Source organism: Pseudomonas sp. Eqa60, assembly GCF_018326405.1.
GTDB classification, from domain to species: Bacteria; Pseudomonadota; Gammaproteobacteria; order Pseudomonadales; family Pseudomonadaceae; genus Aquipseudomonas; species Aquipseudomonas protegens.
On sequence record NZ_AP024342.1, the window covers coordinates 4,922,596 to 4,948,056 of the forward strand.

Here is a 25,461-nt window from a genome sequence, read left to right on the forward strand (position 1 = left end):
GGCCCATGTTCGGCGCGACGCTGTGGTTGACCCTGGCCACCCTGACCGGGCTGGCCGCCGGCTTTGCCCGGGAATGGCTGCTGGTGGCGGCCTGGGGCGCCGGTGGCCAGAGCGATGGTTTCCTGGTGGCGATGTTCCTGCCCGAGGCTCTGCGCATGGCCCTGGCTGCGGGCCTGCTGAGCGCCGCCGCGCTGCCGCTGTACCAGCAGCGCTCGGCCGGGGAGCAACAGGCCTGGCTCAGTGCCCTGGCCCCCCGCCTGTTGCTGTGTGGGCTGCTGCTGGCGCTGCTGCTGAGCCTCGGCGCGCCGCTATGGGTACGCCTGATCGGCCCCGGCCTGGGCAGCGACGGTTATGCCCTGGCCAGCGGCGGCCTGCACTGGCTGGCCTGGTGCGCGCCGGGGTTCATTCTCCACGGCCTGTTCTGCGTCCCTCTGCAGGCTCGCGCCCGCTTTGTCCTGGCGGGCCTGGGCTCGCTGCTGTTCAACCTGCCGCCAGTGATCTACCTGGCGAGCCTGCACCATGCCGCCACCCCCACCGGACTGGCCGCGGCCTGTGTGCTCGGCAGCCTGCTGATGCCAACAGTGCTGTTGCCGAGCCTGCTGCGCGATGGCTGGCGGCCCTGGCGCATGCAGGCCGCGCCCGGGGCCGGGCGCGAGTTGCTGCAACGCATCGGCCCGCTGCTGAGCAGCAACCTCGCCAGCCAGGGCCTGGCCCTGCTGGAGCGCATGGCGGCCTCATTGCTGGGTGAAGGGGCAGTTACCTGGATCAACCTGGCACGCAAGCTGATCAACCTGCCGCTGATCGCCCTGATGAGCCTCAACCAGGTGCTGCTCGGGCTGATGAGCGGCAGCTCCGGCGAACAACGCCTGGACCTGCTGCGCAAAGGCCTGAGCAGCGCCACCCTGCTGACCATTCCTGCGGTGGTCGGGCTGATTGGCGCCGCCGCCGCGCTGGTGCACCTGCTGCTGCCCAATCAAGCGGCGGACAGCCCCTTGCCGGAGCTCTTGGCCTGGTTCTCGGTACCGCTGATGTTCGGCGCCTGGAACGCCCTGCTGGCGCGCTACGCCTATGCCGCCGGCGACACCCGAATGCCGCTCAATTGCGAACTGGCCGGTAGCCTGCTCAATGCCCTGCTGCTGGCGGCGCTGCCGTATTTCCTCGGTTTGATCGGCATCGCCCTGGCGGCGATCTGCGGGGTGATCCTCACCGGCCTGCTGCTGATGCGCCGCCAGCAGTTGCTGGGGCTGGTGCCTTGGCGCAGTCATTGGCTGATCGGCCTGGGTGGCATGGCCCTGGCGGCGCTGTTCCTGCATCCGCTGACCTCGATCTGGTGGCAACTGGGCCTGAGCAGCGCCTGCGGCCTGCTGCTGTTGCTGATCCTCGCGGCCTGGCTGCGGCCCTGGCGCCAGAACCTGACCTGAACCGGAGGCTTGGACAATGTCGACACTGCGCGTGGCCTGTGTGATTCCCACCTACAACGGTTGCCAGGACCTGGCGCGGCTGCTGGATTCTCTGGAAATCCAGAGCGCGCCCTTCGATACCCTGATCGTCGACTCCAGCTCCAGCGACGGCACCTACGAGCTGGCGCTGGCACGCTGCGCCAATGTGCTGCGCATCGACAGCCGCGACTTCAACCACGGCGGCACCCGGCAACTGATGGTGGAGCGCTACGCCGATTACGACCTCTATGTGTTCATGACCCAGGATGCCTACCTGGAGGATGCCGAAGGTCTCGCCCGCATCGTCGCGCCCTTCGCCGACCCGCAAGTGGGAGCAGTATGCGGTCGCCAGTTGCCGCACCTCGATGCCAGCCCCCTGGCCAACCATGCGCGGTTGTTCAACTACCCGCCGACTTCCCAGGTGAAAAGCCTGGCCGATGTGCCGGCACTGGGGATCAAGACCGCCTTCATGTCCAACTCGTTTTCCGCCTACCGGCGCGAGGCGCTGATGCAGGTCGGCGGCTTTCCCAACCACGTGATCCTGTCCGAAGACATGTATGTGGGCGCGAAGATGCTGCTGGCCGGCTGGAAGGTTGCCTATGAAGGCAGCGCCTGCTGCCGCCACTCCCATAACTACAGCCTCAAGGAAGAGTTCCGCCGCTACTTCGACATTGGCGTATTCCATGCCCGGGAACCCTGGATCCGCCAAGCCTTCGGTGGCGCCGGTGGCGAAGGCCTGCGCTACGTCCAGTCCGAACTGCGCTTCCTCGGCCCCGGGCGCCTGGGGCAGTGGCCCGGGTCGCTGCTGCGCAACGCGGTGAAGCTCTTCGCCTACAAACTCAGCCAGCAGGAGCGCTACCTGCCCCTGGGCCTGAAAAGAAAGCTCGGCATGTACAAGCGCTATTGGGACAGCCCCTATGCCTGAACCGAGCCCCCAGGCCTAAAGTGAATTTTCTGACCGAAGAAAGAGAATCACCTGAATTGACCCTGCGGGGCCAATCAGTGACTGTGCATGTCAGGCACTGACGCCTCATACAAGGAAGTGCACCGTCATGAAAGACAAGGAGTTTTATCCGCAAGCGCGATCACCGCTCAAGCATCTGCAGGGCCAGCCCTGGGGGGCCACCCGCTCCCCCCGGGAGCTCGACCTGCCTCTTTCCTCGCAGCCGCTGCCGCGTCATTGTCGGCACCTGTCGTGGCTCAAGCGCCTGGCCAGGGCGGTACTGGCCGCTGCACTGCTGGCGGGCCTGGTGACCTGGGGTTTGCACAGCCGCTTCGGCCTGTTGCTGCTGTTGCTGCTGCGTTAAACCGCTCGGCGCGGGCCGGTGGCAGCCGGGCCCGCGCTGCCGGGGTCAATCCAGCACTTCACTCAGGGGAATGAAGTTGACCCGATCGCCCTGCACCAGGGTCCGCCCTTCAAGCACCTCCACCAGCCCTTCGGCCCAGGCCGCACTGCGCAACACGCCCGAGCTCTGGTTGCGGTAGATAATCGCCTGCCCGTTCTCCAGGCGCCCCCGCAGGTATTCGCGGCGATTGCCGGGCTGGGGCCAGGCAAAACCCGCCGGCACCTGGAAGCTCAGGGGCTGCACCTGCTGTACGCCCTGGCGACGCAACAGGTAGGGGCGCGCCAGCAGGGCGAAGGTCACCAGGGTCGATGCCGGATTGCCGGGCAGGCCGATCACCGGCACACCACGAAAATGGCCGAAGGTCAACGGCTTGCCGGGCTTGATCGCCAGCTTCCACAGGGCCAACTCGCCCTCTTCGCGCAGGGCGATGCCCAGGAAGTCCGCCTCTCCCACCGAGACACCACCGGTGGACAGGATCAGGTCGACCTCCCCCAGTTCCGCCAGGCGCTGGCGGGTCGCGGCCAGATCGTCAGGGAGGATTCCCGCATCCAGCACCTCACAGCCCAGGCGCTGCAACCAACTGCACAGCACCACCCGGTTACTGTTGTAGATCTGGCCCGGCCCCAGGGGCTGGCCAGGTTCCACCAGTTCGTCACCGGTGGACAGCACCGCCACCCGGACCCGGCGCACCACTTCAAGCTCGGCGCAGCCCAGGGAGGCAGCCAGGCCTTGCTCGATCGGTCCCAGGCGAGTGCCAGCCGCGAGCACCTGCTCGCCCACCGTAGTTTCCTGGCCCTGAGGGCGAATGTTCTGCCCCAGTTGCAGAGGTTCGCTAAACAGCACGCGCTGATCGTCCTGGACCTGGGCGTTTTCCTGCATCTCGACGCAGTCCGCCCCGGCCGGCACCGGCGCACCGGTGAAAATCCGCGCGCAGGTCCCGGGCTGCAGTGGCTCAGGCGCCTGACCGGCAAAGATCCGCTGACTGACCGGCAGGGGTTCCCCCCGCCAGTCCTCCAGGCGCAGGGCGTAACCGTCCATGGCGCTGTTGGGCCAGGGCGGCAGGTCCAGGCTGGAGATCAGCGCCTCGGCCAGCACCCGGCCCTGAGCCGCCGCCAACGGCAAGCGCTCACGCTCGAGGATGGGGGCCGAACCGGCCATCGCCAACAGGCGCTCCAATGCCTCTTCCACCGGCATCAGGGCGCCCTGCTTGCCCGGCTTACCCGCGGGATTCACAGGGTGCCGCCTGTTTCAGGTGAGGAACGAAATTGCACGGCCGGTGCCGCGAATCCAGCTGTTCGGCGAGGATGCCGTCCCAGCCGGTGCGCACCGCATTGGTGGAACCCGGCAGGCAGCACACCAGGGTGCCATTGGCCAGGCCTGCCAGTGCCCGGGACTGCACAGTGGAGGTGCCGATATCGGCGACCGATATCTGCCGGAACAGTTCGCCAAAGCCGTCGACCTGCTTGTCCAGCAGGCAGGCCACGGCTTCCGGGGTGCTGTCACGGCCAGTGAAGCCGGTACCGCCGGTGATCAGCACCACCTGCACCACGTCGTCGGCAATCCAGGTCGCGACCTGGGCGCGGATCTTGTACAGATCGTCCTTGAGCAGCACCCGTGCCGCCAGACGATGGCCGGCGGCGCCCAGGCGCTCGACAAAGACCTGCCCGGAGGTGTCGGTTTCCAGGGTGCGGGTATCACTGACAGTCAGTACCGCAATGTTCAGCGGCGCAAAAGGTACATCAGCCTTGGCTTTCATAGGCTCGATCCAAAGGTAGGAGAAACAGCCCGTTGTTATATCACAGCGCTCCGGCCTGCCGCCGCTGTGGCCTCGGCAATAGCCCCCAGTGGGTAGACGCTGCTGCGAACTCGGCTAATCTGCCGCGGCGAACGCCTGCGATCTGCCCGGCAACGTGGCAGAATGTCCCTGGCCAAGGAACTTGCAGACGTTGTATACGTCTGAAGACCAGCACTCAAAAGTACTCATTTCGGAGACACACAATGACTCAACGGACCCTCGCCACTCTCATGCTCGCACTGGGCCTGGCCACTCTCGCCGGTTGCGCCTCGCCGACAGTGATCACCTTGAATGACGGTCGCGAAATCCAGGCCGTCGATACCCCTAAATACGACAAGGATTCCGGTTTCTACGAGTTTGAACAGCTGGACGGCAAGCAGACTCGCATCAACAAGGATCAGGTCCGTACCGTCAAAGAGCTGTAAGCCTGACGGTTGTCGACCTGAAAACAATAAAACCCGCCTGGTGCGGGTTTTATTGTTTCTGCGCCTGGGTATTCACCACTGCAGGCTGATGCGGCTCTCGAACTCGCGTTCCTGCCCGCTCAACGGGTCGATGAAACGCAGCCCCTGGGCCAGCAGCTTCAGCGGCCGGGCATAGTCGTCCTCGATGTCCTTGAGCACCTCGGGATAAAAGGGATCGTTGCAGATCGCCGCTCCCAGGGCATTCATATGCACCCGCAGTTGGTGCTTCTTGCCCGTGACCGGGTACAGGGCGTAACGCCACAGCTCGCCGTGTTTCTCCCTGACCTCGATGGCTGTTTCGGTATTGCTTGGCCCCTGCGCTTCTTGCATGCGGAAGAAGGGCTCACCGTCCACCAGCCGGCTCTTGTGCAGCAGCGGAAAGTTCAACTGCGGCAAGGCAGCGGCAATCGCCTCGTAGCGTTTTTCTATCTTGCGGGTGGGAAACAGCGCCTGATAGGCCGAGCGACTGTCTGGGTTCGCGGAGAACAGCACCAGCCCAGCCGTATGCCGGTCGATACGATGCAGGGGCACCAGGTGCGGGTTGCCCAGGCGCCGGATCAAGCGCCGCAGCAACGTCTGCTCGACGTACTCTCCTGCCGGGGTCACCGGCAGAAAGTGCGGCTTGTCCGCCACCACCAGATGCTCATCGGCGTAGAGGATGGTTTCCTCGACCGGAATCACCTTTTCATCCGGCACCTCGCGAAAGTAGTGAATCCTCAAGCCTTCGCGATAGGCCAGCTCCAGACTGATGGGCTGGCCCTGCCCGTCCAGCACCCGGCCACGGGCGATACGGTCCAGCCACTGCTCGCGGCTGATGGCCTTGAAGTGATCACACAGGCAATCCAGCACCGTCGCCCAGGAGCCCGGGGGCAGGTACAGGGTACTGGCCTGATGCTGTGCAGCGGAAAAAGGTGCGGATGACATACAAAAAGCTCGAAGGATCAATGCAGGGCGGCATTATCCAACAGCCGCCACAAGGAACCTAGGAACAGTTTCCGAGGTTTCAGGCGCAGGACTGCTTGGCCTGGGCCGCGGCCTCGGTGAACTCCTTGAGCCAGCGCAATACATCCACCGCCTCCCAGCGGCCCGGATCGTAGAGGGCGTACAACAGCCCCTGGTAACCCACCACGTCCAGTTGCCGGTGGTAGCCCGCACGCTGGAACAAGGCTTCGATCTCGGCAAAGCAGGTGTTGAAGTGCAGCTTGTTGAAGGGCGTCTTGCCTTCGGTGACCAACCCGTCCAGGCGCAGCTCAAGCACCGCTTCACGCACCACATCGGTGGGCATGCTGTTCACGCTGTTTTTCAGTTGTTCGACATTGACCATCATCTATTCCTTTAACGGTTTGAAGCGTCCACCACACTCATCAGGGCTGCTTGCGCCCCACATAACTGACCACCCACAACACCACGCCCCAGATCTCGATCGAGCCCAGGTCATCCAGAACGATGGAGGGGATTGAAGGGCGCGCCGCCTTGAGCAGCAAGCCGCCACGAGGATCGGGCGCCAGCAGGCGCAGCGAGTATTCGCTGGCGCCCTGGGCCCGAACCACCAGGTACTGGTCGACCGCCGGAGTGGCCGAGCGATCGACGATCAACCGGTCACCGGGGTAGATGCCGAATCCCAGCAGGTTGTCATCGTCCACCAGCAGGCCATGGATCTGCGGCGCGCCCAGACCCAGGGTCCGGTCGAGGGAAAAACCGCTGCCGCTGGGGCCATCGGCCAACGCGGCAGGCTCGCTGTCACCCTGCGGCGCAAAGCGGGCTGGCATCGGTTGCGAGCGTTCGGTACCGGTCAGGAAAGTGAGAGACATGGCGAGACTCCTCGATAGCTGTATATGCATACAGTAAACCAATCGAGAGCTCTCGCCAATGAATTCGCACGATGAGCGACGGGCGGAAACCCTGCCCGCCCCCCCTGGTGCATCAGCGCAGGAAGGCCACCACTTGCTCGGCGTCGAAGGGCCAGCCCAGCTCGGCGCCGGTATCCACCCGGCGCAGTACCGGGATGCGCAGGCCGTAGCTGTCGAACAGTTGCTGGCTGTCGGCGATATCCACCAGTTCGACCATCAGGCCGTGTTCCACCAGGGGCATCAGCTCGGCCTCGGCCAGTTCGCACAGGTGGCATCCAAGGGTGCCGAACAATTGGCATTCAGGGGGCATGACTGGGCAACCAAAAAAGAACAGGTGCCTATTCTAGGCCCGAGAGAAAAAGCCGTCGACCAAGCGCCCTCAGAGAATGAAACGGACCCGGCGACTGGCCATGATCAACAGCGGCGCAACGCCAAAGGCCAGCAGCAGGACCAGCCCGGCCATGCCGTTGCCATAGGCCATGCCCAGGGACAAGGCGCCGAAGATGAACCAGGGATGCACGTAATACACCGCCGAAGACAGCTTGGCCGCGAAGTTGCTGTGGGAGGCCCGGAAGTACACCTGGGGCAACAGGAACAGGGCCGGGGCAATAACCAGCAATGAGGCGAGGAAGTCGAAGTTCTGCTCTACATCGGCGCGCAGGGCGAAGTTCAGCGCCGCCTCGGCCAGGATCAGCCCCAACCCCAGCGCTAGCCAGCAGCACACCCCGCGCCGGCTGAGCCGCTCTGCCAAGCGATGCCGGGCACAAAGAAAGCCGATGGCCATGAACGGGAAGCCCATGAACAGGAAATTGCGCGCGGTGTAGTCGTTCTGATTGAAGTGCTGGAGAAAGCCGTTGGGCAGTTCGTAGTAGACCCGCGCGTACTGCAGGCCCAGACCGATGAGGAACGCCGTCAGGGCCAGGCCGATCAGCGCACTTGAACGCCAGCGACGCAGCACCAGCAGCATCGCTGCGCCGCCGAGCATGCCCACTAGGTACCAGAGGTGGAAATAGCCGATCAGCAGCTTCTTCACGACCCCCAGCACCCCGCCCAGGCTGGCGATCGTGCTCGGGTCGATGTACTGCGGGCTGTAGACCAGCATCCAGAACAGGTAGAGCAGAAGGCCGCGCTTGAACCACTGGGCGAAGGAGTGGCCGCTCTCCAGGGTCTGGAAGAGGTAGTAGCCGTTGATGATGAAGAACGTCGGCACCGCCACCCGGAACAGGCCGTTGCACAGCAAGTAGCCGACCCAGGTGTAATTGCCCCCCAGCAGCTTGCAGTGCAGCGCCACCACCATCACCGCCAGCAGGACTTTCAGCACGTCGAGGTTTGCGTTGAGCACTTTCGGCATCGATGGCTACCCGAGTAAGCAGGAAGGACCGGACGACTACACCGGATCGTAGTGTTTGCGACGGGGGGCGGTACTGAACCGGCGCTTGCAGTAGGCCGTGGCACGATCGAGGATCGGCTTTTCATAAAAGTGATAGCCAACCCAGCCATAGCAGACCACCGCCGTCATCATCAGCACGATGAAGGCCAGGTTATCCACATAGCTCTCGGGCCAGGCGCCGATCACCTGCCAGGCCCGGCCGACGACCCCCAGCACCAGTAAGTGGGATAGATAGATGGTGTAGGACATATCACCGGTGGCTGTAAGAAACCCTGGCATACGGATCAGTTGCCGCCGCTCCAGCAAGGCCAGGGACAGGGTCAGGGTACCGAAGGTCAGGCCCACCGCGAGCATCCTCGGCAAGCCCTCGGTGAAGAACAGCTGGTAGGCGTAGATCAGCGGAAACCCCACCAGCAGAGCCGCCGCCAGCGCGACCCAGACCAGCGCCGTCGGCACCCTGGCGCTATGGGGTCCGTAGAAGAACAGCGCCAGGGCACTGCCGGCAATGAACTCCAGGGCGTAGGGATGGAGGATGATCTTCAGCGCCGGGGAATAGTCCTGCCAGTTCTGCAGCAGGTTGAACACCACCAGCGCCACCGCCCACAGCAGCAGGATCAGCGGCAGGCGCTTTTCCTTGAAGAACAGGAACAGGGTGAACATCAGGTAGAACCACAGCTCGAACAGCAGCGACCAGGCCACCATCACCAGCAGCACCCGGTCATTGGGCAGCAGCAGGAAGGACATCCACAGGTTGGAGCCGCCGTGGGAGCTGTTCACCAGCGCCGGCTGCCACAGATACACCCCCAGGGTGATGAAGAAATACAGCCAGTAGGTGGGGTAAATCCGGGACAGGCGGTTGAACAGGAAGCGCTGGGTCTCGACGGTTTTCTGAAAGCGCCCACGACTGACGATGACCATCACGAAGCCGCTGATGACAAAGAACAGGTCGACCCCGAGCTGGAAGAAATTCAGCATGACCGGCAGCAGGATGTCACCGCCCGAATACTTGATTTCCACCGACATCATGTGGAACAGCACCACGCCCAACACCGCGGCGCCCCGCAACCCTTGCAGTGAATACAGACGCTCCATACACCTCTCCGACACCTCACTGGCAGGGTCCTGTGGATAACCCCGTCACCCGGGCACCGCCTTTATCGACAATTTCTGAGCATAGCGAAGGCTCATGAATATGAGACATTCTCGACAAACAATGACCTGAATCAGCGTCACTCTCTGCGGCCCGGGTAATCCTCGCGCCTTTTTTTGCCTCTAGGCTTTGCCTTGCCCGCCCCCTGTCCGGAGATGCCCGTTGTTTGCCAATCTGCTGATCATTCTTGCCTCCTCGCTGGTGGTGATTGCGTTGTTCCGGCGCCTGAGCCTGCCCCCGGTGCTGGGCTATCTGTCGGTGGGCCTGATGGTCGGCCCCACCGCGCTGGACTGGGTCAACGACAGTGAGGACCTGCCCGACCTGGCGGAACTGGGGGTGGTATTCCTGCTGTTCTCCCTGGGCCTGGAGTTCTCCTTGTCGAAGATGCTTGCCCTGCGCCACGTGGTGTTTGGCCTGGGCAGCCTGCAAGTGCTGTGCACCGGCTTGATCCTCGGGGTCCTCCTGGCCCTGTTCGGCATGCCCCTGACCGCAGCGCTGATGCTCGGTACCGGGCTGGCCCTGTCCTCCACCGCCATCGTCAGCAAGGAACTGACCAGCCTTGGCGAGATCTTCAGCAGCCACGGGCAGAACGCCATTGGCGTGCTGCTGTTCCAGGACGTGGTGGCGGTGCTGTTGCTGACCCTGGTGCCGGTCTTCGCCGGCAGCAGCGAGCACGCCTGGTACTGGGCCCTGCCGGCGACCCTGGGCAAGACCGTGGTGCTGTTCGTCGGCCTGCTGCTGGCCAGCCGCTGGCTGTTGCCGCGGCTGTTCCATGAAGTGGCCGCTTCGCACTCCGCCGAACTCTTTGTGCTGCTGGCCCTGGTGATCGTCCTGCTCACCGCCTGGCTCACCCACCTGCTGGGCCTGTCACCGGCCCTGGGGGCCTTCCTCGCCGGCATGCTGCTGGGGGAAAGCCATTACCGGCATCAGATCGAGGCCGACATCCGCCCGTTCCGCGACATTCTGCTGGGGCTGTTCTTCGTCAGCATCGGCATGCTCATCGACCTGCAACTGTTCATCGACCATGCCCTGCTGATCACCGGCCTGACCCTGGCCCTGCTGCTGATCAAGGGTTCGGTGGTGGCGACCCTGCTCAAGCTGCGCGGCAGCGATGGCGAAACCGCCTGGCGCAGCGGCCTGGCCCTGGCCCAGGGCGGTGAATTCTGCTTCGCCCTGATGGCGCAGATGCAGCTCAGCCAGATGATCCCGCCCGACATCAGCAGCCTGCTGCTGGCCGCCACCTTCTGCTCGATGCTGGTAACCCCGCTGTTGCTGCGAGCGGCGCCGGTCATCACCGCCCGCCTGCACCGCAAGCCCAACCAGGCCGCGCAACTGGAGGAAATCAGCGCGCAGAACGCCGAGCTGCAAGGCCATGTACTGATTTGCGGGTATGGCCGCGTCGGCCAGTCCATTGGCCGCTTCCTGCGCCACGAGCAACTGCGCTACATCGCCCTGGACGATGATCCGGTGCGGGTCCAGGAAGCGTCTGCGGGAGAAAGATGCGTGCACTACGGCGACTGCCGGCGCGGCGACCTCCTGGCCGCAGTCGGCCTGGAACGGGCGCGGCTGCTGGTGATCGCAGTGGACAAGAGCGATATCGCGCTGACGGTGCTCAAGGCGGCGCGCCGCCTGGACCGCACGGTGCCGATCCTGGTGCGCACCCGCGATGACAGCCAGTTGGCGGAACTCAAGGCCGCCGGCGCCAACGAAGTGGTGCCCGAACTGCTGGAGTCGAGCCTGATGCTCGCCTCCCATGCCCTGATCATGCTCGGCCTGCCGGAGCAGCGAGTGCAGCGCACCGTGGATGAAGTGCGCCACAGCCGCTACCAACTGTTGCACGGCTTCTATCACGGCACCCAGAACAGCGCCCAGGACAACCGCGAACCGCCGGCGGTGCAGATGCACGCCGTCAGCCTCGACGCCGATGCCTACGCCTGCAACCGGCCATTGCAGGAGTTGGGCCTGGAGGCACTGGGCGTGGATATACGCGGGGTGCAACGCAATGGCAACGACCTGCCGCTGAACCCCAGCCCGCGCCTGCAAGCCGGCGACCGGGTGCTGGTGTCCGGCCCGCAGGCGGCCATCGAGGCTTGCGAAGCACGCCTGCAAGCCGGTTGAAGCCACCCAGACCAAACCCCGGGCGGCGAGCGCCCAGGGTCATCAATAGCAGGGGCGTCGTCTCAGTCCTGGCTCACCGCGCCGATCTTGTGCAGCGACAGGTCGGCGCCGTAGTACTCCTGTTCCTGGGTCAGGCGCAGCCCGCAGACCGCCTTGATCACCCCATACACGGCCAGGCCGCCCAGCAGCGCCACCGCCACCCCGAGGCCGGTGCCGATCAACTGGCTGACCAGGCTGACCCCACCCAGGCCGCCCAGGGCACTCTGGCCAAAGATCCCGCAGGCAATGCCGCCCCATACACCGCACAGGCCATGCAACGGCCAGACCCCGAGCACGTCGTCGATCTTCCATTGGCTCTGCGCGGCGATGAAGCACCAGACGAACAGCGCTCCGGCAATGGCACCGGTGATCAAGGCGCCCACCGGGTGCATCAGGTCCGAGCCGGCGCAGATCGCCACCAGCCCGGCCAGCGGGCCGTTATGCAGGAAGCCGGGGTCGTTGCGGCCGACGATCAGCGCCGCCACCGTACCGCCCACCATGGCCATCAGCGAGTTCACCGCCACCAGCCCGCTGACGCCCTGCAAGGTCTGGGCGCTCATGACGTTGAAGCCGAACCAGCCGACAATCAGGATCCACGACCCCAGGGCCAGGAACGGAATGCTCGACGGCGCGAACGCCACCAGCTTGCCGTCGCGGTAGCGGCCATTGCGCGGCCCCAGCAACAGCACCGCGGCCAGGGCCAGCCAGCCTCCCATGGCGTGCACCACCACCGAGCCGGCAAAGTCATGGAAGCCGGCACCAAAGCGCTGCTGCAACCAGGCCTGCACCCCGAAGTTGCCGTTCCACACCAGCCCTTCGAAAAACGGGTAGACAAAGGCCACGATCAGCACCGTGGCGCACAATTGCGGCACAAAACGCGCGCGCTCGGCGATGCCACCGGAGATAATCGCCGGGATCGCCGCGGCGAAGGTCAGCAGGAAGAAGAACTTCACCAGGCCGTAGCCGTGATCGGCACTGATCACCGCCGCCGGTTGCAGGAAGCTCACGCCGTAGGAGATCCAATAGCCTATAAAGAAATAGGCCAGGGTCGAGACGGCGAAGTCACTGAGGATCTTCGACAGCGCATTGACCTGGTTCTTCTGCCGGACGGTGCCGACTTCGAGGAAGGCAAAGCCGGCGTGCATGGCCAGGACCATGACCGCCCCGATCAGGATGAACAGGGTGTTGGAACCGTGGACCAGGGTGTCCACAGCGCTTTGCAGATTTTCCATGGAGTAGGCAGATCCGAAATCGGCCAGCCGTTCCCTGGCAGGGCGCCCCGCTCCTTGCACCAAGTTGGCTCCCGGGCGCGCCATTGCACGCATTCGGTGAACCGTTTTGGCGCGCCGGGGGCGGCACGACAAACCACGGGGTGAGGACTGACCTGAGGTTATGGTTTTCTTGGCCAGGGTTTACGCGGGCTACAGCGCGACCCTCGCTCGTTTTCGGCGCAGGCCCGGGGCCTGGCGCACCAGGACAAAGCAAAAGCTGTACCAGACAATTGCAGTGAACCTTCGCCCAGGGCTCACACTCATAGCTCACACAAGCAACTAACGGAGATGGAACCATGGCCAGCAAAACGGCAAAGACGGCTCAAGAAGTACTGATGGCGGATTTTCAGGCACTGGTCAGTGACACGGAGCGTCTGCTGGAACACACCGCGACCCTGGCCGGCGACCAGGCCGACGAGTTGCGCGAGCAGATCCACGACAGCCTGCTCAAGGCCCGGGAGACCCTGCAACTGACCGAAGACTCCCTGCGCCAGCGGGGCCAGGCAGCGGTCACCGCCGCCGAGGACTATGTGCAGAGCAACCCTTGGCAATCGGTGGGCATCGCTGCCGGCGTGGGCTTCCTGATCGGCCTCCTGGCGACGCGGCGCTGATATGGCTATCGGCGAATCCACTTCGTCCGGCAGCGGCCCGAGCGCGTCTTCGCGGCGCCTGGGGGCGGCAGTCCTGGGGCTGCTGCACAGCCATGTCGAGCTGTTCGGCATCGAGTTGCAGGAGCAGAAAGCACGCACCGTGAGCCTGCTGCTGTTCGCCGGGCTGGCCCTGGTGTTCGCCCTGCTGTTGCTGGTGGGGCTGTCGGCACTGGTGCTGATCCTGTTGTGGGACAGCTATCGCCTGGCTGGAATCATCGGCCTGTGCGTGTTCTACACCCTGGCGGCGATCTTCTGCGGATTGCGCCTCAAGGCAGCGATCTTCGATGAATCCTCACCTTTCCACGCCACCCTCGAAGAGTTGGCCAATGATCGGGAGCGCCTCCTGCCATGAAACTGCCTGAAGTCCCGCAGAACACTTCACGCCGGGAAATGCGCAAGGTACTGATCCGCCTGCGCATGGAAATGCACCGCCAGGAAATCCGCCACGAGTCCCAGCAACTGCTGCAACCCCTGCAACGGGTCCGCGGCCTGGGGCAGAGCTGGCAGGAAGGCTTGGGCATCAAGCACGCCCCGCTCTGGGGCGTGGCAGTGGTGACGCTCCTGGGCTTCATCACCGGCAAGGGTGCCAAGAGCGGCGGTGCCGGCGGCCTCACACGCCTGGTTCGCCTGGGCACCACGCTGGTGCCGCTGATCAAGCTGGTGATGCAAGGCTCCTCGCGCAAATCCTGAGCGGCGCTATCTGGCTGCATTCTTGCTAAGCAACCCGGATCGGCCCCTTTACCCAGGGGCCGGTTCGTGGCCGCCTACCCGTCAGCCACGGCCCTACTCCACCCAGACTCTTGTAAGGAGGCCCTGTGATCGACGGGCAACCGCTCGCCTGCTTCCAGCCCTTCATCGACACCGCCACCGGGCGTATCGCCGGGGTCGAAGCCCTGGGCCGCCTGCGCCAGGACAATGGCCAACTGGCGTCCGTGGGGCCGCTGTTCGCCGATCCTCGAACCCCCTCCAGCGCCCTGCGCCGCCTTGACCGGCTGATCCGCGACGACGCCCTGCGGCGCCTGCACGAGGCACCCGCGGACTGGTTCCTGAGCCTGAACATTTCCCCCCGATGGATCAGCCGCCTGCGCCCCGGGCAGCCCTTGCCCAGCCTCAAGCAATTGCAGCAGAACCGCGTAGACCCGCGGCGCATCGTGTTCGAGATCACTGAACTGGGGGGCAACAGCCAACGCCTCAGCGAAGTGGTGGCGCGCTATCGCCAGGCCGGGGCACGGATCGCCATCGACGACTTCGGCGCCGGCTACTCGCAACTGGACCGGGTGCTGGCCCTGCAACCGGACATCCTCAAGCTCGACATGCGCCTGTTCCAGGCCGCGGCCCGGGGTGGCCCCAGCAGCGACGTGGTCAAGGCCCTGGCGCAGATGGCGGAGAAGACCGGCTGCTGGATCATCGCCGAAGGTGTGGAAACCGAAGCCGAACTGGATTTCGCCCTGGAGTGCGGCTCGCGCTATGTACAGGGCTTCCTGTTTGCCCAGGCCGAGCAACAGTTTTACCCCAGCGATGCCTTCGTCCAGCCCTTCGCCCGCCTGCGCGAGCGCTACGTGCGGCACAAGCTGGCCGAACGCAACCGGCTGATGCGCATGCGCCTGCAACTGGCCGAACTGATGAACCTGCTGCAGGCCTGGGCCCAGGCCCAGGCGCCCATCAGCCAACTGCCCCGGGTCGAGGCCTTTCCCTGGCTGCTGCGTTTCTATCAGTGCGACCGCCATGGCACCCAACTGACCCCGAACCTGGAATGGCGCCACAACAGCTGGCAGGCCGACAGCAGCTACGTTGGCCACAACTGGTCCTGGCGCCCGTACTTCTATCACCTGCTGGCCGAAGGCTGGGAGGAGCGACGCCTGACCCTGTCCAACACCTACCGCGACGCCACCAGCAACCAGTATTGCCTGACCGCCGGGCAGTTTTTCGACAACGGCCAGCGCCTGCTGCTGATCGACATCGACGCGGCCGGCCTGTAACCCCGTCCCGTTTGCCGGCGAACGCAGCGCCACGATGGATGCACGAACTGCGGGCCCTTTCGCCGGCAAGCCGGCTTCTACAGGTGGGCCGCAGGCCAGGTCATTTCCGTGCAGGAGCTGGCTTGCCAGCGAAGGCGTCGACACAAGCGCAGACCATGCGCCTCTTGCGGCCACGCTCGAGAAACCGGAAGCTCTGCCCTTCAGTTTTTTTCGGAGAGACCCGCCTTGGATTGGCAGACCCTGCTCAACCGCGAACGCCTCGCAAAGCCAGTGCACAGCCCGGAAGAACTCGGCCGTAGCCCTTTCCACAAAGACCACGACCGCATCATCTTCTCCGGTGCCTTCCGCCGCCTGGGGCGCAAGACCCAGGTGCACCCGGTGTCCAGCAACGACCATATCCACACCCGCCTGACCCACTCCCTGGAAGTCAGCTGTGTCGGTCGTTCCCTGGGCATGCGCGTCGGCGAGACCCTGCGCAGCGCCCTGCCCGATTGGTGTGAGCCCAGCGACCTGGGGATGGTGGTGCAATCGGCCTGCCTGGCCCACGACATCGGCAACCCGCCCTTCGGCCACTCCGGGGAAGACGCCATCCGCCACTGGTTCCAGCAAGCCGCCGGGCGGGGCTGGCTGGATGCGATGAGCGAGGCCGAACGCCAGGACTTCCTCAACTTCGAAGGCAACGCCCAGGGCTTCCGGGTGCTCACCCAGCTCGAATACCACCAGTTCGATGGCGGCACCCGGCTCACCTACGCCACCCTCGGCACCTACCTCAAGTACCCCTGGACCGCGCGCCATGCCGACTCCCTGGGCTACAAGAAGCACAAGTTCGGCTGCTACCAGAGCGAGCTGCCGCTGCTGGAACAGATCGCCCACAAGCTGGGCCTGCCCCAGCTGGAAGACCAGCGCTGGGCCCGGCACCCGCTGGTGTACCTGATGGAAGCGGCGGACGACATCTGCTATGCCCTGATCGACCTTGAGGACGGCCTGGAGATGGACCTGCTGGAGTACGCCGAAGTCGAGGCGCTGCTACTCGGCCTGGTGGGCGACGACCTGCCGGAAACCTATCGCCAGCTGGGCCCCAGCGATTCGCGCCGGCGACGCCTGGCGATCCTGCGGGGCAAGGCCATCGAGCACCTGACCAACGCCGCCGCCAGGGCCTTTGTCGAACAGCAGGACGCCCTGCTGGCCGGCACCCTGCACGGCGACCTGGTGGAGCACATGCATGGTCCGGCCAAGCGTTGCGTACTCAATGCCAAGGATGTGGCGCGACGCAAGATCTTCCAGGACAAGCGCAAGACCCTGCACGAGATCGGCGCCTACACCACCCTGGAGATCCTGCTGAACTCCTTCTGCGGCGCGGCGCTGGAACAGCACGGCGGCAAGACCCCCTCGTTCAAGAACCGGCGGATCCTCGATCTGCTGGGCAATAACGCGCCGGACCCGAACTGGCCGTTGCATACCTCGTTCCTGCGCATGATCGATTTCATCGCCGGCATGACCGACAGCTATGCCAGTGAGATGGCCCGGGAAATGACCGGGCGCTCCAGCCCGCAATAACCGTCATTCATCAAGTGCCCGGCCACCGTGCCAGGCACTTTATATGACCTGCGACATTCAATCTGCAACTAAGGGAATCCCCTAGCCAGAGTATCGCTATATAGTTTTCTATACGTCGATAATTTTACCCGCGACACCACCAGAAACTATGGGTGCAGTGCGGAATTCTTACCACCAAGACATCTAAGGAGATCCCCTAGCAACAACAGCCCGATCAAACAAGAACAACAATAGAGCAACTACTCAAACAGAAAGAGCAAGTAGCCGAAAACACTTGGCGCTCGCAAGTTGATATACGAACTGACGATTACAGAATTAAACATCCAGTTAGCCATTCAACCAAACATCCTACCTTTGAATAATTCACCCGAGCGCCACACCCCTTGCCAATCAGGGCTGACAAGCAAATTTCGTTAGCCTTCTATGTATTTACAATTTACGTACAAATAGCCTTTTGGGTTTCGGATAGTCTCGATTTCACAGGCTATTCCCCCGCTGACCACCCCCGGAAAAATTAATTTTGCACTGCGCTGTAACGTTTCCACTGCAACTCACTCAACCCTTTTGTCATACCTGAATTTGCACTAACCCATCCGGCACTTACTCAGGAACTGTCACTTCCGAGCACTTGAGCACTGAACCTCAGATATAGATATCGAAGGTATTTAGCGTTCACAGGGCAGAACTAAAAGCGACGTCACTAGTTGAGCCTCATACCCGGCTTTCCGAGTGTCTGTCACTTCGTCTTATTACAGTAAGGATGCCAAGTGCCCTATTCATTACGCACTGACCGCTCCCTTCTCCCCCACACCAGCACTTGGTACCTGGGACTGCTGCTGGGCCTGACGTACCTGACGCCGGCCCTGGCCGATAACCTGCAACCGGGCCAGGAAGCCCTGCGCCTGCAGCAACAACAGCAACGGGACCTGCAACAACTGCAACTGGAACAGCGCCAGCGGCAGATGCAGCGCGGCAGTTTCAGCAGCACCCCGGCGGCCCCCAGCCAACCTGCGCAGACTGCCAGCGACGAGCGCTGCTGGCCCCTGAGCGGCACCCGCATCGGCGGCGTCAGCCTGTTCGACAAGGCCCGGCTCAATGACTACATCAAGCCGTATGTCGCGCCGTGCATGGGGGCCAACCAGATCAACCAGTTGCTGGCGGCCATCACTCGCCTCTATGTAGAGGCCGGCTACATCGCCAGCCGCCCTTACCTGGCCAGCACTCCGGCGGCCGGGCACAGCCTGGATATCCTGGTAGAGGAAGGCTACGTCGAAGCCATCGAACTGGCCGACCAGAGCCTGCCGGTGTCCCTGGGCGGCGCTTTCCCGGGCATGCTCGGCAAGCCCCTGTACCTGCGGGACCTGGAGCAGGGCCTGGATCAACTGAACCGCCTGCGCTCCCTGGACCTGACCGCCGACATCGCCCCCGGCAGCCAGCCCGGGGCCTCGCGGATCATCCTGCGCTCGCGCAGCAGCGCCGCACGCTGGGGCCTGGGCCTGGGGGTGGACAACCTGGGCAGCGCCGGCACCGGGCGTGACCGGCAGTCGATCAACCTCAACCTCGACAGCCCGTTGCAGATCAACGATGCGCTGAACCTGAACTACAGCGACACCCTCAACCACGGCCCGCGCTACAGCCGCAGCAGCAGCCTGTTCTACTCGGTGCCCTACGGCTACTGGACCTACAGCCTGTTCGCCAGCCATGCCGAATACCGCGCGCCGCTCAAGCTGCCCCGCACCACCTTGTACAACAGCGGGCGTACCGACATGGTCAGCGGCCGCGCCGACCGGGTGCTGTGGCGCGACCAGAGCCACCAGCTGAGCGCCAACCTGCAACTGGCCTACAAGGACGTGGACAGCTACCTGCAGAAGGCCCACCTGCAGATCCAGAGCCCGACCCTGACCGTGGCCGAAGCCGGGCTCAACCTGTTCTGGCTCGACAGCGCAGTGTGGAACCTGGATGTCAATTACGCCCAGGGCCTGACCTGGTTCGGCGCCGACCGCGACTCGCAGCAGGTACAGCGCAACCTGCCCCAGGCGCAATTCCGCAAGTACCGCGCCGGCCTCAGCCAGTGGCGCAACGGCCAGCTGGGCACCCAGCGCTGGCAGTGGCAGAGCCAGCTCTCGGCGCAGTACAGCCCGGACCCGCTGCCGGCCATCGAACAACTGCTGGGCACCGACGATTCGGCGGTGCGCGGCTATCGCATCAACAGTGCTTCCGGCGCCATTGGCGCGGTATGGCGCAACACCCTGCGCCTGCCGCTCGACAACGACCTGCCGGTCAAGATCACCCCGCGCCTGGGCCTGGACAACGGCTGGATCAAGGCCGAGCACGGCGCCCGGAGCCGGCAGCTGAGCGGTGCCAGCTTGGGGCTCAACCTGAGCTGGAAAAAACTCCAGGTCGACCTGGACTACCAACGCAGCCTCAACACCCCAGAAGGTTTCCGAACGGAGCCGGAAGTCTGGCTGGCCAGGTTCAGCCTGCAGATTTGACCCGACCGCCGATTAGCCTGAATCAACCGACGAACCTGAGCATCACGCGCCGTTGCCCCCTTAGAAAGCAACGCCCGGCTCACCCCACTCAGAACGAGGTTCTCATGCCTGACAACACTCACAGGTTCCACCTTTCGCCCCAGGGCACATTGCGCTGGACCATCGCCGGCCTGCTGCTGGTCTCCCATCTGCCCCTGGCCCTGGCCGGCGGGATCACCGTGGCCGAGGGGCCCGGCGGCATCCCCCAGCTGCAAAACCAGGGTGGCGTACCCATCGTCAACATCGTCGCGCCCAATGCCGGCGGCCTGTCCCACAACCAGTTCCTGGACTACAACGTCGGGCAACAGGGCGTGGTACTGAACAACGCCTTGCAGGCCGGGCAGTCGCAGCTGGCCGGGCAACTGGCGGCCAACCAGCAGTTCCACGGCCAGGCGGCCAGCGTGATCCTCAACGAAGTGATCAGCCGCAATGCCTCGCAACTCAATGGTGCCCAGGAGATCTTCGGCCGTGCCGCCGACTTCGTGCTGGCCAACCCCAATGGCATCTCGGTCAATGGCGGCAGCTTCATCAACACCCCCAATGCCAGCCTGGTGGTGGGCCGCCCGGAACTCCAAGACGGCAAGCTGCAAGGGCTCAACACCCAGGATGCCCACGGCCAGTTGGCTATCCAGGGCGGTGGCCTGCGCAACGCCGAGGGTTCGATCAATCTGATCGCCCCGCGCATCGACAGCCAGGGCGCCCTCAAGGCCCGGGACCAGTTGAATGTCACCGTCGGTCGCAACCAGCTGGACTACCCCAGCGGCCAGGTGCGTAACGTCGATCCGGCAAGCCGCACCCAGGAGCAGCGCATCGACGCCAGCCTGTTCGGTGCCATGCAGGCCGGGCGGATCAATATCGTCAGCACCGCCGAAGGTGCCGGGGTGCGTGTCGGCGCCGTCCAGGTGGACGGCCGCGACGGGGTCAAGCTGAGTTCCGCCGGTGACCTGGACATCCGTGGCCAGGCCGTGGACAACAGCCTCGACGCGATCCGTGCCGGGGTCAGCAGCCAGGGCGACATCGAGCTGCACGGAGCCAAGGACCTGACCCTGGCCGCCACCGATGTCAGTGGCCGCAACGTCAAGCTCGATGCCGGGCGCAACCTGACCCTGAGCAGCATCGAAAGCCGCAAGCTCCAGGAAAAACGCCAGCAATGGGAAAACAGCACCATCGGCATCACCTGGGAAACCTACGACAGTACCCACACCGACAGCGACAGCCGCCAGCACGGTAACAAGGTCGTCGCCCGGCAGGATGCCGAGCTGAATTCCGGCGCCAGCACCCAGATCCAGGGCAGCAGCGTCGAGGCCGGCAATCGCCTGAGCGCCCAAAGCGGCGGCGACCTGCGCCTGACCGCCGCCACCGAGACCCACACCCAGCGTGACCAGGGCCAGCATCGCAAGCACCTGTGGAAGGAAAACTGGGACAACGCCAGCAGCGAGCAGCGCACCGTCACCAGCCAGCTCAAGAGCGGCAAGCAGCTGGAACTGACCAGCCAGCAGACACTGCAACTGCAGGGCGCCGAGCTGCACAGCCAGGGCGACATCCTGCTGAGCGCCAAGGACGTCGACATCACCAGCGCCAGCCGCCAGCAGAGCCAGAGCAACCAGCGCTACTCCGGCGACCTGGTGGGCGGTGGCTTCTTCGGCAAGAACGCCGACGGCGACCAGGGCAAGACCCAGAACCAGGGCAGCAAGGTCAACGCCGACGGCAAGCTGATCGTGCGCGCCGACAGCGTACGCATCAGCGGCAGCCAGGCCCGCGGCGGCACCGAGGCCAGCGTCATCAGTGACAAGGGCGCGCTGACCATCGACGGCGTGCGGGACACGTCCCACAGCAACAACCACAGCAAGGACAGCAAGTTCTTCGGCATTGCCAAGGACGAGAGCCGCCAGCAGAACAAGGGCAGCACCACGGTCGGCAGCCAGTTGCGCTCGGACAGCAACCTCAAGTTGCAGAGCGCCGAGGACCTGACCGTCAGCGGCTCCCAGGTCGCCGCAGCAGGGGCACTGGACGCCAGCGCCAAGGGCACGATCAAGGTCGCGGCCGCCGAAGACACCCAGCACGACAGCAGCAGCACCCAGAAGCGCGGCTTCGACGCCTACGCCAAGGAAAATGCACCGGGCATCGGCCAATACCGGGCCGGGGTGCGCTACCAGGATGAACAACGCAACGACAGCAGCGACAGCACCCGGCAACAGGCCTCCAGCCTCACCGGCGGCACCCTGGCGGTCACTGCCGGCGAAGATCTCAAGGTGCAAGGCAGCGACCTTGCGGCCACGGCCGGCGATGCCAGCCTGAGTGGCAAGCATGTGCAGTTGCTGGCCGCGGACAACACAACCGAGAAGCACAGCGACAGCACCACCACCGGCGGCGGCTTCTATTACACCGGCGGCCTGGACCGGGCCGGCAACGGCGTGGAAGTGGCGCACAACAGCAGCCAGGACAGCAGCAGCAAGAGCACCGCGCAAACCAGCAACATCGGCGCCAGCGGCAACCTGACCATCAACGCCGGCAACCGCCTGACCACCGAAGGGGCCCAGGTCAAGACTGGCGGTACCTTGCAGGTCAACGCCGGCGAGGTGGTGAACAAGGCCGCCCGCAACAGCGAAACCAGCCACCACCAGGACAACAACTGGGCAGTGGATGTCGGCGCCAACGTCGAATACAAGGGCGTCACGCGGCCGATCGAGAAGGCCATCCAGGGCGTGGCCCAGCGCAAGTTCCATCAACCGGGAGTACTCGATGCCCTGGAACAGCCCAACGTCGGGCTGGACGTGGACGTCAGCCACCAGAACCGCCAGCTGGACAGCAGCAGCGGCACCGCGGTGGTCAGCCAGTTGAGCGGTGGCCAGGTCGAGGTCAAGGTCAAAGGCCAACTGCAGGACCAGGGCACCCAGTACCGTGCCACTGATGGCGCGGTGAAAATCAGCGCCGACAGCCTGCTGGCCAGCGCCGCCAGCAACAGCACCAGCAGCAGCGAACAGGCCCTGGATGCCAAGGCAGGCGTGCGGGTCTACACCAATACCGGCGAGGACCTGAACATCCGCGGCAGCGGCGCCGGTGGCAGCAGTACCGTCACCAGCAGCAAGGACCAGGCCCAGGTCGGCAGCTACAACGCCAGCCAGGGCGTGGACATCCAGCTGGCCGGCGACGGGCGCTTCGAAGGCAGCCAGTTCAATGGCGGCCAGGGTGGCGTGAAGCTCAAGAGCGGCGGTGAACTGGCGCTGAACCAGGCCAATGACCGCCAGAGCAGCAGCAACTCCAGCCTGCGTGGCGACGCCTCGCTGACCCTGGGCACCACCCCGGGCAGCAACGGCAGCAACCTCAACCTGGGTGCCGGTGTCCAGCTGGACCACAAGAGCCTGGAGCAGCAGGACAGCCAGGCGCGGGTTGCCAGCATCCAGGGCCAGGGCCCGGTGCAGCTCGACAGCGGCGCCAACCTGACGCTGCAAGGCACGCAGATCGGCAACGCGGCACGGCCTACCGGCGATATCCGCCTGGGCGCTGGCGGCAAGCTGGACCTGCAAGCCGCCGTGGACACCCACACCAGCCGGGGCAGCAACCTGGGTGGCGGGCTCACTGCCGGTGCCAGTAAAACCAGCAGCGAGCAAAGCAGCGGCAAGAGCGTCAACCTCAGCGCCAACTTCAACATTGGCCGGGTCTCTGAAAACGACCAGAGCCAGCGCGGCGCGCAACTCTACAGCCAGGGCCAGGTCCTGCTGGGCAGCGCCGCCACAGGCGACGACGCGATTCACTTGCAGGGCACCCGGATCGATGCCGGCAAGGTCGTCCTGGATGCGGCCCAGGGCGGCATCTTCCAGGAGTCGGCGCACTCTACCCAGGCCCATGACAACTGGGGCCTGACCCTGGGCGCCGGTGGCAGCATGGGCAAGACCACCCTGGCCGATGCCAGCGAGCACGACTCGCCGAAAATCGACCGCGGGATCAACGCCCGGGCCAAGATCGACGTCGACCAGCGCCAGAGCACTACCCAGCACAACAGCCTGATCAAGGCCGACCAGGTGGTCCTCAACAGCGCCGGCAACGTGCATCTGGCTGGGGCCAACATCGACGCGCAACGGGTCGACGGAGCCATCGGTGGCCGCCTCGACATCGAAAGCCGCCAGGACCGCCTGCGCAGCACCCAGGTCAATATCGACGCCAAGCTGGAGGTGGCGAAGAACCAGCCCGGGCTGGTGGACAAGCTGGCCAAGCCGGCCGGCCCACTCAAGGACGACCTGAAGGCCAAGGCCGAGAAAGGCTTCGACAAGCACCGTGAGAAACTGGAGAACGCCGTCGACAAGGGCGTCGACAAACTCGGCTCGGCCAAGGACAGCGTGGTCGCCCAGGCCAACAACGCCAAGGAACGCCTGGGCGAGAAGCTCAGCCGCAGCGGCAGCTACGACGTCAACCCCGAGCCCCGTGGCGCCTTTGGCAACGGTGTGGACAAGGCCAAGAGCTACCTGGCCGACAAGGCCGACGCCGTGGGCAATGGCTTCTCCAGCCTCAAGGAACGTTTCTGGCCGAAAACCAGCGACAGCTACTCGGTCAGCGAGAAGAACACCACCGGCAGCAAGGTGGCCAACACCGCAGAAGGCGTACTGTTCGGCGACAAGAGCGGCAACACCTCCTACACCCCGACCTTGAACCTGGGCTTCAGCCATGCTGGCAAGGACAGTGTGGAGCAGGCCTCGGGCATCCGTGGCCAGCAAGGGGTGAATCTGCGGGTCAGCGGCGAAACCACGCTCACCGGTGCACGCATCGGTGCCAGCGAGGGTCGGGTCGACCTGGGGGGCTCCAAGGTCACCAGCAACGCCCTGGCCGGCTCGGACTACCGCGTCGACGCCGGGCTCAACCTTTCCAAGTCACCGGTCAACCTGGCCCTGGGCGCCGGTAGCGAGCTGACCCGCAAACAGGACGAGGCCACCAGCAAGGACCAGGTGTTCAACCTCGGCCCGCTGCGTGTCGGCGGCCACAGCAACAGCCAGCTGCTGCAAGCCGGTATCGATCAGAAAACGCCATGAGGTCACGGCCGCCCTCCTTCCTGGGAGGGCGGCCTGGGTGCCCCACCCTGTTGAACTTCCATTAGATGCCAACTGCCTGTAATCCCTCCCCTTATTCTTTGTAAGACGCTTCCTAGATTGCGCCTAACCGCTCTTTCGCCACTTTTCCCCTCCACCAGCTGGGCTAACGTTCGGGCTTTCTATTGGTCGGCTGGAGGCCTGTATGGGCTCGGTACTAATCATTGATGATCATCCCGTGGTACGCATGGCCATTCGTATCCTGCTGGAGCACGAGGGGTATTCGATCGTTGGTGAAACCGATAACGGCGTCGATGCACTGCAGATGGTCCGTGATTGCGAACCGGACCTGGTCATCCTCGATATCTGCATTCCCAAGCTGGACGGGCTGGAGCTGCTGGAGCGCCTCGGCAATATGCCGAGGCGCTCGCGGATCCTGGTCCTGACCGCCCAGTCCGCTGCCCTGTTCGCCAACCGCTGCATGCGCGCCGGGGCTTGCGGCTACGTCTGCAAACAGGAGGACATGAGCGAGCTGCTCAGCGCCATCAAGGCAATCTGCAGCGGCTACAACTACTTCCCCAGCCAGGCTCTGCAGGTTGACCGCATCACTTTTGGCTCGCCACTGGAGTTGGCGCAGTTCAACTCACTCAATGACCGGGAATTGATGGTCCTGCAGCTGTTCGCCATGGGCCAGACCAACAAGGAAATTGCCGCCGGCATGTTTCTCAGCAACAAGACCGTCAGCACCTACAAGAAACGCATCATGCAGAAACTGGCGACCACCTCGATGAGTGAACTGGTGGACATGGCCAAGCGTAACGCATTGATATGAACCGCCAGCCAGCCCCTTCCCCGATGTGC

The 25,461-nt window shown here is 64.4% G+C and carries 22 protein-coding genes; 13 read left to right on the plus strand and 9 right to left on the minus strand.

Translation table 11 applies throughout. The annotated features are described in order from the left end of the window. Positions 1 to 5 precede the first annotated feature (5 nt). From KI242_RS22010 to KI242_RS22020, 3 genes are all read left to right on the plus strand, one after another. Positions 6 to 1,421, plus strand: a complete 1,416-nt coding sequence (locus KI242_RS22010) for a lipid II flippase MurJ (protein WP_019095070.1) — start codon at positions 6 to 8, stop codon at positions 1,419 to 1,421. A gap of 16 nt (positions 1,422 to 1,437) precedes the next feature. Then, on the plus strand, positions 1,438 to 2,364 hold the full coding sequence (locus KI242_RS22015; RefSeq protein ID WP_077934584.1) for a glycosyltransferase family 2 protein: 927 nt from the start codon (positions 1,438 to 1,440) through the stop codon (positions 2,362 to 2,364). 127 nt (positions 2,365 to 2,491) lie between these two features. Then, complete coding sequence (locus KI242_RS22020) at positions 2,492 to 2,746, plus strand: hypothetical protein (RefSeq protein WP_011062495.1); 255 nt, start codon at positions 2,492 to 2,494, stop codon at positions 2,744 to 2,746. A 45-nt stretch (positions 2,747 to 2,791) separates the two neighbouring features. Here the strand turns inward: KI242_RS22020 and glp are convergent, their stop codons facing one another. Together glp and moaB are read right to left on the minus strand one after the other, a co-directional pair. Continuing rightward, positions 2,792 to 3,979: a gephyrin-like molybdotransferase Glp gene (gene glp / locus KI242_RS22025; RefSeq protein ID WP_212806397.1), complete on the minus strand. Its 1,188-nt coding sequence runs from the start codon at positions 3,977 to 3,979 to the stop codon at positions 2,792 to 2,794. A gap of 22 nt (positions 3,980 to 4,001) precedes the next feature. Beyond that, on the minus strand, positions 4,002 to 4,541 hold the full coding sequence (gene moaB / locus KI242_RS22030) for a molybdenum cofactor biosynthesis protein B (protein ID WP_015636514.1): 540 nt from the start codon (positions 4,539 to 4,541) through the stop codon (positions 4,002 to 4,004). Positions 4,542 to 4,783: 242 nt separating this feature from the next. Here moaB and KI242_RS22035 point away from each other — a divergent pair, with 242 nt between their 5' ends. After that, entirely contained in the window at positions 4,784 to 5,005 is a 222-nt protein-coding gene (locus KI242_RS22035) for a YgdI/YgdR family lipoprotein (protein ID WP_015636515.1), read from the plus strand. A gap of 72 nt (positions 5,006 to 5,077) precedes the next feature. On the opposite strand, the gene KI242_RS22040 is transcribed toward KI242_RS22035, so the two are convergent. From KI242_RS22040 to KI242_RS22065, 6 genes are all read right to left on the minus strand, one after another. Beyond that, the gene (locus KI242_RS22040) at positions 5,078 to 5,968 is read right to left on the minus strand and encodes a pseudouridine synthase (protein WP_041119365.1); all 891 of its coding nucleotides are present in this window, start codon (positions 5,966 to 5,968) and stop codon (positions 5,078 to 5,080) included. 79 nt (positions 5,969 to 6,047) lie between these two features. Next, positions 6,048 to 6,368 (minus strand): hypothetical protein, encoded by a 321-nt coding sequence (locus KI242_RS22045; protein WP_011062499.1) that lies wholly within the window; start codon positions 6,366 to 6,368, stop codon positions 6,048 to 6,050. 40 nt (positions 6,369 to 6,408) lie between these two features. Next, entirely contained in the window at positions 6,409 to 6,855 is a 447-nt protein-coding gene (locus tag KI242_RS22050; protein WP_212805577.1) for a S24 family peptidase, read from the minus strand. Between the two features lie 112 nt (positions 6,856 to 6,967). Next, entirely contained in the window at positions 6,968 to 7,204 is a 237-nt protein-coding gene (locus KI242_RS22055) for a glutaredoxin family protein (protein WP_011062501.1), read from the minus strand. A 69-nt stretch (positions 7,205 to 7,273) separates the two neighbouring features. Continuing rightward, positions 7,274 to 8,245, minus strand: coding sequence for an acyltransferase (locus tag KI242_RS22060; protein ID WP_212805578.1), 972 nt, complete (start codon positions 8,243 to 8,245; stop codon positions 7,274 to 7,276). A gap of 36 nt (positions 8,246 to 8,281) precedes the next feature. Beyond that, positions 8,282 to 9,376 (minus strand): acyltransferase, encoded by a 1,095-nt coding sequence (locus KI242_RS22065; protein ID WP_041119367.1) that lies wholly within the window; start codon positions 9,374 to 9,376, stop codon positions 8,282 to 8,284. A 220-nt stretch (positions 9,377 to 9,596) separates the two neighbouring features. Between KI242_RS22065 and KI242_RS22070 the strand changes: the two genes are divergently transcribed. Then, entirely contained in the window at positions 9,597 to 11,552 is a 1,956-nt protein-coding gene (locus KI242_RS22070) for a monovalent cation:proton antiporter family protein (RefSeq protein ID WP_212805579.1), read from the plus strand. A gap of 62 nt (positions 11,553 to 11,614) precedes the next feature. Here the strand turns inward: KI242_RS22070 and KI242_RS22075 are convergent, their stop codons facing one another. Then, the gene (locus tag KI242_RS22075; RefSeq protein WP_011062505.1) at positions 11,615 to 12,823 is read right to left on the minus strand and encodes an ammonium transporter; all 1,209 of its coding nucleotides are present in this window, start codon (positions 12,821 to 12,823) and stop codon (positions 11,615 to 11,617) included. A 335-nt stretch (positions 12,824 to 13,158) separates the two neighbouring features. On the opposite strand from KI242_RS22075, the gene KI242_RS22080 reads away from it, so the two are divergent. From KI242_RS22080 to KI242_RS22115, 8 genes are all read left to right on the plus strand, one after another. Continuing rightward, on the plus strand, positions 13,159 to 13,473 hold the full coding sequence (locus tag KI242_RS22080) for a YqjD family protein (RefSeq protein ID WP_011062506.1): 315 nt from the start codon (positions 13,159 to 13,161) through the stop codon (positions 13,471 to 13,473). 1 nt (position 13,474) lies between these two features. Continuing rightward, a complete protein-coding gene (locus tag KI242_RS22085; protein WP_011062507.1) occupies positions 13,475 to 13,864 on the plus strand; it encodes a phage holin family protein in 390 nt (129 codons plus the stop codon). After that, positions 13,861 to 14,202, plus strand: a complete 342-nt coding sequence (locus KI242_RS22090) for a hypothetical protein (protein ID WP_011062508.1) — start codon at positions 13,861 to 13,863, stop codon at positions 14,200 to 14,202. The genes KI242_RS22085 and KI242_RS22090 overlap by 4 nt, the downstream gene beginning before the upstream one ends. 125 nt (positions 14,203 to 14,327) lie before the next feature. Then, a complete protein-coding gene (locus tag KI242_RS22095) occupies positions 14,328 to 15,491 on the plus strand; it encodes an EAL domain-containing protein (RefSeq protein ID WP_053153063.1) in 1,164 nt (387 codons plus the stop codon). Positions 15,492 to 15,716: 225 nt separating this feature from the next. After that, positions 15,717 to 17,048 carry a deoxyguanosinetriphosphate triphosphohydrolase gene (locus KI242_RS22100; protein ID WP_053153067.1) on the plus strand — a complete coding sequence of 444 codons (1,332 nt, stop codon included), beginning with the start codon at positions 15,717 to 15,719 and terminating at the stop codon, positions 17,046 to 17,048. 824 nt (positions 17,049 to 17,872) lie between these two features. Next, entirely contained in the window at positions 17,873 to 19,540 is a 1,668-nt protein-coding gene (locus KI242_RS22105; RefSeq protein WP_202602773.1) for a ShlB/FhaC/HecB family hemolysin secretion/activation protein, read from the plus strand. A 104-nt stretch (positions 19,541 to 19,644) separates the two neighbouring features. Next, on the plus strand, positions 19,645 to 24,603 hold the full coding sequence (locus KI242_RS22110; protein WP_212805580.1) for a hemagglutinin repeat-containing protein: 4,959 nt from the start codon (positions 19,645 to 19,647) through the stop codon (positions 24,601 to 24,603). 202 nt (positions 24,604 to 24,805) lie between these two features. After that, positions 24,806 to 25,432: a response regulator transcription factor gene (locus KI242_RS22115; RefSeq protein ID WP_015636524.1), complete on the plus strand. Its 627-nt coding sequence runs from the start codon at positions 24,806 to 24,808 to the stop codon at positions 25,430 to 25,432. The last annotated feature ends 29 nt before the right edge of the window (positions 25,433 to 25,461 follow it).

What these genes read in the sequence shown, in the direction of transcription:
- KI242_RS22010 (WP_019095070.1), top strand. Translation starts at nt 6, where the DNA reads ATGTTCGGCGCGACGCTGTGGTTGACCCTGGCCACCCTGACCGGGCTG.
- KI242_RS22015 (WP_077934584.1), top strand. Translation starts at nt 1,438, where the DNA reads ATGTCGACACTGCGCGTGGCCTGTGTGATTCCCACCTACAACGGTTGC.
- KI242_RS22020 (WP_011062495.1), top strand. Translation starts at nt 2,492, where the DNA reads ATGAAAGACAAGGAGTTTTATCCGCAAGCGCGATCACCGCTCAAGCAT.
- glp (WP_212806397.1), bottom strand. Translation starts at nt 3,979, where the DNA reads ATGCCGGTGGAAGAGGCATTGGAGCGCCTGTTGGCGATGGCCGGTTCG.
- moaB (WP_015636514.1), bottom strand. Translation starts at nt 4,541, where the DNA reads ATGAAAGCCAAGGCTGATGTACCTTTTGCGCCGCTGAACATTGCGGTA.
- KI242_RS22035 (WP_015636515.1), top strand. Translation starts at nt 4,784, where the DNA reads ATGACTCAACGGACCCTCGCCACTCTCATGCTCGCACTGGGCCTGGCC.
- KI242_RS22040 (WP_041119365.1), bottom strand. Translation starts at nt 5,968, where the DNA reads ATGTCATCCGCACCTTTTTCCGCTGCACAGCATCAGGCCAGTACCCTG.
- KI242_RS22045 (WP_011062499.1), bottom strand. Translation starts at nt 6,368, where the DNA reads ATGGTCAATGTCGAACAACTGAAAAACAGCGTGAACAGCATGCCCACC.
- KI242_RS22050 (WP_212805577.1), bottom strand. Translation starts at nt 6,855, where the DNA reads ATGTCTCTCACTTTCCTGACCGGTACCGAACGCTCGCAACCGATGCCA.
- KI242_RS22055 (WP_011062501.1), bottom strand. Translation starts at nt 7,204, where the DNA reads ATGCCCCCTGAATGCCAATTGTTCGGCACCCTTGGATGCCACCTGTGC.
- KI242_RS22060 (WP_212805578.1), bottom strand. Translation starts at nt 8,245, where the DNA reads ATGCCGAAAGTGCTCAACGCAAACCTCGACGTGCTGAAAGTCCTGCTG.
- KI242_RS22065 (WP_041119367.1), bottom strand. Translation starts at nt 9,376, where the DNA reads ATGGAGCGTCTGTATTCACTGCAAGGGTTGCGGGGCGCCGCGGTGTTG.
- KI242_RS22075 (WP_011062505.1), bottom strand. Translation starts at nt 12,823, where the DNA reads ATGGAAAATCTGCAAAGCGCTGTGGACACCCTGGTCCACGGTTCCAAC.
- KI242_RS22080 (WP_011062506.1), top strand. Translation starts at nt 13,159, where the DNA reads ATGGCCAGCAAAACGGCAAAGACGGCTCAAGAAGTACTGATGGCGGAT.
- KI242_RS22085 (WP_011062507.1), top strand. Translation starts at nt 13,475, where the DNA reads ATGGCTATCGGCGAATCCACTTCGTCCGGCAGCGGCCCGAGCGCGTCT.
- KI242_RS22090 (WP_011062508.1), top strand. Translation starts at nt 13,861, where the DNA reads ATGAAACTGCCTGAAGTCCCGCAGAACACTTCACGCCGGGAAATGCGC.
- KI242_RS22110 (WP_212805580.1), top strand. Translation starts at nt 19,645, where the DNA reads ATGCCTGACAACACTCACAGGTTCCACCTTTCGCCCCAGGGCACATTG.
- KI242_RS22115 (WP_015636524.1), top strand. Translation starts at nt 24,806, where the DNA reads ATGGGCTCGGTACTAATCATTGATGATCATCCCGTGGTACGCATGGCC.